The following is a 7,354-nucleotide window of genomic DNA, read 5'->3' as shown; positions in this document are numbered from 1 at the left end:
CAAGGTAATAGGTCCAGATTTGGTTACCCTGGTTACCCTGTGTGATGTAAAGAACATCACCATGGAATGTAAATTTGTTCGGGTTTTCTGTGGGAAGCTCCATCAGCTCCTCTGCAATTCCTGCAGGGGTGATACGAGTCAGCATCTTATTCCCCCAGCCAACAGCGAGATAGACATTGCCAAAACTATCCACTGCCAGACCACTTGGTGAATAGTCCTCGGTCAAGAGAATTGTCTCAATACTGGCATCAGTAATGGTATCCTGGGTTGCTGCGTCTGGGAGCATGGCACGATAGAGGCCATTTCGTCCTGAATCACTTCTGGTATACCAGTACACGTACCCATCATTGATACGTGTTGGAGCACCCCAGCCTTGATTCGAGAGAATTTGTGTGACACTAGCATCACTATTACGTCTCCAGAAACCACCGTCTGCAGTACCTACATAGAGGTTCTCATCTTCGTCAAAATCAAGACAGAATGGGTTGTCAATATCCGTATCAGGGATATATGTTTCATAATCACCTTCAGTTGCCAATGATATCCGTGTCACACCATATGTGCCCCATACAACAGCTGCATAGAGATAACCATCTGGTCCGACAACCATTTCACCTTCACCCCAGTGGGTTTGTCCAAAATATCTCTGATTACCATTTGGACCTATTATATAGACTTCTCCTGGATCCTGACCTCGTACATAAAGTTTATCCTCTCCGTCAAAGGCGATTCCTCCCTTTGTCTTTGGCAATGCAGGAACTGAATCCACGTCGAAAATGGGCTTTACGATCATTTCAAGACTGTCGCTAGTCAGGTCATTTCCAAGGTTACGTACTGAAACGTAAGCATCAATGGTTGCACCTGATGTGCTCATACCTGGAACAAAAAATGTCAGATTTGTCTCACTACCTTCACTTGGTGTCACAGATTCACTAACAGTAACTGTTTTACCAGCGAGTTCCACGAGATTCATATTCAGAACGGGGTTAAAATTCTCGCCTGTGATGGTAACTGGTTCACCTGTATACGCGTCAGTGCTGGACAAGCTTGTAATCATTGGTGGTTCTATCACTTCTTCCGGATCATCCTCTTCACAATTGGTAAAGAGAAAGACGACGGGGAGAAGAACCAAAATGAACAGGTATCTCTTTTTCATGCTGTCTCTCCTTAGTTTAGAATTATTCCTGATGTGCATGTTTTCATGATCCTTATATCAATCGAACCCACTATCAAGCAATCTAATGGTGTTAATGCAATCGTTTGCACATAATGATAATCAAGTGAATACCCCTTGTCAATATCAAAATGCAATCGTTTGCATATTTATAATTTATACATGTACGGTAGTCAACATTTTTTTGGCTACTAGCAACTACCTCAAATAATAGTGCCTTAAAGGAGAATCTTAAGGTACTGTTATTTAGTGGTTTCTCTGATTGTTCGGATGTTTTGTGAAACGCTCACTTCCCTATCAAGAATATCGACCACCCTGCTCATGAGCTCGCGGACACGATTTTCCTGTCTCTCCGAGTGAATTTGCGACAGCCGCTTCAAATGCCAACCCAACATTCCGTGAGCAGTCCAGGCGATATAAATGGGTAATACTTCCCATTCTTCTGGAGTCAATTTCCTATGCGTGAGATATCCACGGAGGATTGACTCTAGATATGAGTAGGATAGCTCATTTCTCGGGAAGCAAAATCCATTGATAGTCATTGCAAGGTCGAAAAGTAAAGTATCAATACATGCCTCTTCAAAATCGATGACAGCCTGAAGGTCATCCCCTACGAAAAGAGAATTGTCGGGGAATACATCGGCATGAATAAGACCCCTTGGCAGATCAAAGGTCAATCTTTCGGCAAATACTCGAGTCGTAGTCGTGAAATACTCGTAAATATCCAGTAATTCTACTGGGGCATTGGAAAGCTTTTCAGATAATTCCAGAGATGAAGCAATGTTAATTGTGTTCTGGCGTAAAAATTTTACTGGAGGAGCAATGGTACTTAATTGCCCAACACAACTTCCTATTTGAGTAGCCACGGTGGAAGATAACGATGGGTGTTCACCTTTGATAAAATCGTAAATGACAGCATAACCCGGAGAATATTCAGTTACATACCCTCCCCTGCGCTTTGCAACCGAGTACGATGTTAAGAACTGAAAACTGCTGAGATGCTGTAATAAGTCTAACTCTTGTGTTAGGTCGTCATACTTTTTCTCCAGAACCCACCTGAATAAGTATGATCCCCTATCGGTATCTAATTTGAAACTTCGATTAGCGTAGCCGGGAGATAACTCTTCTATACTTACAAAATGTCCAATATCATACTGATGTATTACTCGACGGATGTGGTCGATATTGAAATCGTTTTTCATCATTGTTCATAATAAATCTCTACTGCATTAAATTCAATCCTAATCGATGGCCCCAGACTCTTCTGTCAATTAATTATCTTGAATATTTTGACACAATCTCCGTAACCTACTGACTACCAGAGATATATTCAGGACTTAAAATCCCTCGGCCCTTAAAGCCGTGCCGGTTCGATTCCGGCCCCGGGTACTAACCTGTGTCCCGATGTAATTGTCGGGATCTTCGGTAAGTAAACCAATTTATTTTATGTTACCTTATCAGGGAATAGTTCGCCAAAGCACGTAGTGCGCAGGAGAACCCCGGGTACACCTCTAACATGTTGTATACGCTACTATTATATCTATTCTAGTAAAGCTATATGTATTGTTCAAGCCAAACATAATTAAGACATTTCACACCACCACATGCCATATTCTTTGACACTATTTTGAGACGGCTACTGAGACCTTGATTATTGGGTTTGAGAAAGGTTAGCTAAGTTCAGGATTGCAGTCTCATAAACGACGGTATTTGAAACTGTCGACTAGCAAACATTCATCACAAATTTGCAAGCAAAAGGGATTCCACAATTATGCCGATTCTACTGAGTGGTTGTTTCCCAAAGAGATGAAATTGGCGCTGCATACAAGCCATTGCCCAGCGATATCACACGATCTCCAATATACAGCACGACTCCCATTGAAAGTTCGCTCCCAAGCAACCTTTGCAGTCTTTTCAGACCTACAAAATCATTCTCCCTGATCGTTGCACTTGCTTTAACCTCAACCCCCACGATTTTCCCGTTGCTGTCTTCTAGAACTAAGTCCACTTCATATCCATCTCTATCACGAAAATGGAAGAACTCAATATCCTCTACTAACCAACTGGCCTGACGCCTTAACTCGTTATATACAAAGGTTTCAAGGATATGTCCAAACTTTCCGTGATCATCTCTTAATTGCTTGGTTGAAATATTCATAATGGAACAGGCAAGTCCAGTATCTGTCAGATGTACCTTAGGTGTTTTTACTAAACGTTTTATCCTGTTTCTGAAAAACGGTTGTAGATACTCAACCATAAATATCCGACTCAACAACTCGGTATAATGTTTGAGTGTTGGTTTTGATAATTGGAAAGCAGGCGCTATTTCAGATACATTTATTAATTGTGCCGTTTGGTTAGCCAGCATTTTTAACAATTTGGGCATTGATTCAATATTATGAATTTTCGTAATATCCTGGAGGTCACGCTCAATGATTGTAGTAGTATAATTACGATACCAAGTTCTGTTTCGATTCACATCCAATCGCTTAAAGGGCTCAGGATATCCCCCTCGAACAACCCGCTCTAGTATTTCATTATAATCTGTTTGAATATCCCTTGGAGCGAATGTGCCAGTGAACATCTGTGAAATAGCATTCATCTCGGATGACTCTATCTCTACCTGAGACAAAGGGTGAAGACGCAATATTTCAACCCGTCCAGCCAAGGAATCAGATACTTTCGGTAACAGCATCAGATTGGCTGAACCAGTCAGGATAAACCGTCCTGGCTCTCGATTCCCATCGATTGCCTTCTTAAGTGTTCTGAATATTTCTGGAACTATTTGCACTTCATCTAGAATACACTTCCCGGGCAAGCGATTAACGAAGCCTATGGGATCCAGTCTTGCAGCTGTTAATGTTGTCTCATCATCAAAAGTATAATATGAATACTCATCCCCTAGCATCTTTGCTAAGGTTGTTTTTCCACTTTGTCTGGCACCGTGGATTAGAACTGCTGGCGTATCAGCAATGGCTACTTTCAAGCTTTCCATTAAATATCGGGGAAATATCTGTAGCTTATTCATACCGGCAAATTATAACATTCGCTATCGGCTAATTCCAAATATTAATTTCGGCTAATTATAAATATAGGCTTCGGCTATATTAAAATATTTGATACCATATGCACTGGTACTCATCCCCCTCTACGACGAAATCTTCTCTCTATGATATGAGTTCATATTGTCTCAAAAAGGGTGTCCCAATATTAAGGCACTACTTTAGCAGAGTGCTTAATCGATAACTCCCCCAATTTGTAGCACCTAATTCCCCAATAAGGAATGGATTAGTTTTACCACTCAATTATTTTGATATAATCCCAATAACCTACTGACTATCAGAGATATATTCAGAACTTAAAATCCCTCGGCCTAAACAGCCGTGCCGGTTCGACCACGTCCGCGGTAGCGGATCAGGCTCCGGGTACCAGCCTACGCTCTTCGAGCTTCGGCTCGGCATGCTCGACTTCGCTCTGAAAGTATGAAGTCGACCGCGCCATAGCCGAGTGTAACGAGGCGACGGCGGGTATACTAAATCCCCCCTCCATTAACAGAGCTTCGTCGCAGCAGGCCGGGGATTTTCTTCAAATTGAGCGAAGGATTTCACGCCACCACTTCTAATATTCTTTGACACAGTTTTGAATATCTTTGATTAGATTAATATCTGTGTTTAGGATTTTTCCCCTACTATAGTAGACTGATGCGTTATCTTATTCTTTCATAATTCACTATAAACCCTTGCCATCTTGTTCGAATATTATCCATATGGTAAAACCTATCAAATACTTGACAATAGATCAATTAAATAGCTATATTATAGCTGTTATATTGTATATATGTCACATACGCACAATACATATTTGACACATTTGCGAGTAGATATCTAATATGTGGCTATTATCTTGACAATGTGTCAGAAAGGGTGTTCAACGAAAATGGACAAGTTTTTAGCTAGACATTCCGTGTTTACAATAAATGAGCTGGATGACTTCCTTTTACAACGAGGAACGACTAAAATCAGTGCGCGGAATTCTGTCTTACGACACCACAAAGGAGCTGGGCGTATAAAACTGATACGTAGAGGTCTTTATGCTGTCATACCAACTGGGGCAAATCCTGATACGTACCAGGTTGATCCATATCTCATAGCATCAAAGTTGAAACCCGATGCAGTATTGGCATATCATACAGCGCTTGAGTTCCATGGGAATGCTTATTCCGTGTACTCACGGTTTACCTACACTTCTTCTGAGCGATCAGCTCCCTTGAAGTATCAGTCTAGTGAGTACTTGCGGGTACCCATACCAACAGCATTCAGGAAGAAGGCACCAGATTCAGCAGGAGTAAAGACAATCATACGTTCTGGAGGATCGGTCCAAGTAACAAACCTTGAGCGGACTCTTGTGGACGTTTTACACCGTCCTGACCTGAGTGGAAGCTGGGAAGAGATATGGCGTTCCCTGGGTTCGGTGGAATACTTCGACACAGAACAGGTAATCAAATATGTCAAGGCATTGAAAAATGCAACAATCGCAGCTAAAGTGGGGTTTTTCCTGGATCAACATCGGGATACCCTTCTTCTGGATGATTCATATCTCACTCCATTACAGCGGCTAGTGCCCAAGCAACCACACTACTTGGAACGTGGAAATCGAAAGGATTGTAAGTTGATCAAAGATTGGAACTTAATGGTTCCTCACAAGATATTGGATAGAGATTGGGAAGAACCATCATGAGAATCGCATCTGAAGAAATAATGTCTATTTCAGAATCGACTGGACACAGACCAGATATCCTGGAGAAAGTACTTCAGCTGCTACACCTGTTGAATAGTTTGAATACTCATCCATTCCTTAAAGATAAGTGGGTTCTCAAAGGTGGAACCGCCCTCAATGTGTTTGCATTGGACCTACCCAGGTTATCCGTTGATATTGATATTAATTATGGTTCATCGTCATAATGCGCACCTATACCAGAGTATTGTTCTTCGACAATAAAATTCTTTCTCTGCAATCAAGGTAGGTAGCAAATCCCAATTCTAACCTGGATTAAATTCCCTGAAAGGGAAAAACAAGAATAGCCACGGGTGAAACCCGTGGTCAAAGATTTATAAATGATCCAACCCTGGAGGGGTTGAACAATACTAATGTAAATATTTTTCATCAAACTCTATTTCATGTTTTATCAGAAGTTCTCTAAGTTCCTCAATAAATGATTGTTTCTGATCGTGCTTCTCCCGGTTTTTGTTGAGGATTGCAAACGTGGTATGGAATCTTTATTACCTTTCACTGATAGTGAACAAGAATTCCTGGACCTGATCTTGGATAAAGGAAGGATTGATGGCAGTCTCTTAACTCAAGATCCAGATCTTCAACAACGGATTGCGACCCATCCATCTTTGAACTGGAAAACCATAAATGTTAAAAAGCACAAGGGTCTATAATCCCCTGTGGAGCAAGCAGAAGGTGAGAGTACAATTCCCTCATCTGATTTCCCATCATCTATATTTATGGATGCATTGTATTTGTTTTTTTTGACACAATCTTTGTAACCAACTGACTATCAGCGAGTTATTCAGGACTGAAAATCCCTCGGCCTAAACAGCCGTGCCGGTTCGATTCCGGCCCGGCTTTAAAGGCCGAGGATTTTCTTCATGTTGAGCGAAGGATATCACGCCACCACATGCCATATTCGTTGATAATATATTGATACACTTTTGATTTCATGTTTGCTTGTTGAAATGTAATCATGGGTTAGGTAGGGTAATGATGAACGACAAGCATTCCCTCGCGCGGGACTTCTAAATGTCGCTCATCAAGAGTGCCAGGGTGAACGTTGGAAATCAGCTGGCAGGAAAATCTTTGAGCTTGCGATTCACCTCACGCAACACCTTCTCAAAGTCAGGAAGATCCTGTATCTGTGAGGTGATTGATCTTCTCCACCTCGCCCGGTATTGGGGTATGCGCTGTTGGAGCTTTGCATGGAACTCCCCTGGCTTGAGACCTTTCTGCTCGCACTTTGTTTCGAAGTCAGGTGTGAGATAGCCAGCATCCATCCCCTGATCTTCAATGAGATACCAGATATCATAGAAATCCCTGGCCTGTACCCGCTGCATCACTGATCGCAACTTCTCAACCAGTATCTCTTCCAGTGTGTAGCAAAGTAATTCATGACTTTTC

General features: G+C 41.8%; 7 protein-coding genes. 3 read left to right on the top strand and 4 right to left on the bottom strand.

Annotated elements, in window-relative coordinates:
* From U9Q77_13125 to U9Q77_13115, 3 genes are all read right to left on the bottom strand, one after another.
* Window positions 1-1,156, bottom strand: a 1,156-nt coding sequence (locus U9Q77_13125; GenBank protein MEA3288298.1) for a hypothetical protein, incomplete at its 3' end; no start/stop codon positions are given.
* A gap of 260 nt (window positions 1,157-1,416) precedes the next feature.
* Window positions 1,417-2,379: a homoserine kinase gene (locus U9Q77_13120; protein ID MEA3288297.1), complete on the bottom strand. Its 963-nt coding sequence runs from the start codon at window positions 2,377-2,379 to the stop codon at window positions 1,417-1,419.
* Window positions 2,380-2,954: 575 nt separating this feature from the next.
* Window positions 2,955-4,169, bottom strand: a complete 1,215-nt coding sequence (locus U9Q77_13115) for an ATP-binding protein (GenBank protein MEA3288296.1) — start codon at window positions 4,167-4,169, stop codon at window positions 2,955-2,957.
* Between the two features lie 941 nt (window positions 4,170-5,110).
* Here U9Q77_13115 and U9Q77_13110 point away from each other — a divergent pair.
* The 3 genes from U9Q77_13110 (at window position 5,111) to U9Q77_13100 (ending at window position 6,618) form a co-directional block, all read left to right on the top strand.
* Window positions 5,111-5,911 carry a transcriptional regulator gene (locus U9Q77_13110; GenBank protein ID MEA3288295.1) on the top strand — a complete coding sequence of 267 codons (801 nt, stop codon included), beginning with the start codon at window positions 5,111-5,113 and terminating at the stop codon, window positions 5,909-5,911.
* A complete protein-coding gene (locus U9Q77_13105; GenBank protein MEA3288294.1) occupies window positions 5,908-6,135 on the top strand; it encodes a nucleotidyl transferase AbiEii/AbiGii toxin family protein in 228 nt (75 codons plus the stop codon). Before U9Q77_13110 ends, U9Q77_13105 begins: the two co-directional genes overlap by 4 nt.
* Before the next feature lie 306 nt (window positions 6,136-6,441).
* Window positions 6,442-6,618, top strand: a complete 177-nt coding sequence (locus U9Q77_13100) for a hypothetical protein (protein ID MEA3288293.1) — start codon at window positions 6,442-6,444, stop codon at window positions 6,616-6,618.
* A 399-nt stretch (window positions 6,619-7,017) separates the two neighbouring features.
* On the opposite strand, the gene U9Q77_13095 is transcribed toward U9Q77_13100, so the two are convergent.
* A partial coding sequence (locus tag U9Q77_13095; GenBank protein MEA3288292.1) for a nucleotidyl transferase AbiEii/AbiGii toxin family protein occupies window positions 7,018-7,354 on the bottom strand: 337 nt, incomplete at its 5' end.

It is taken from the genome of Candidatus Neomarinimicrobiota bacterium (assembly GCA_034716895.1).
Taxonomy (GTDB): domain Bacteria; phylum Fidelibacterota; class UBA8477; order UBA8477; family JABMPR01; genus JABMPR01.
This window is presented reverse-complemented; position numbering and strand designations above follow the sequence as displayed.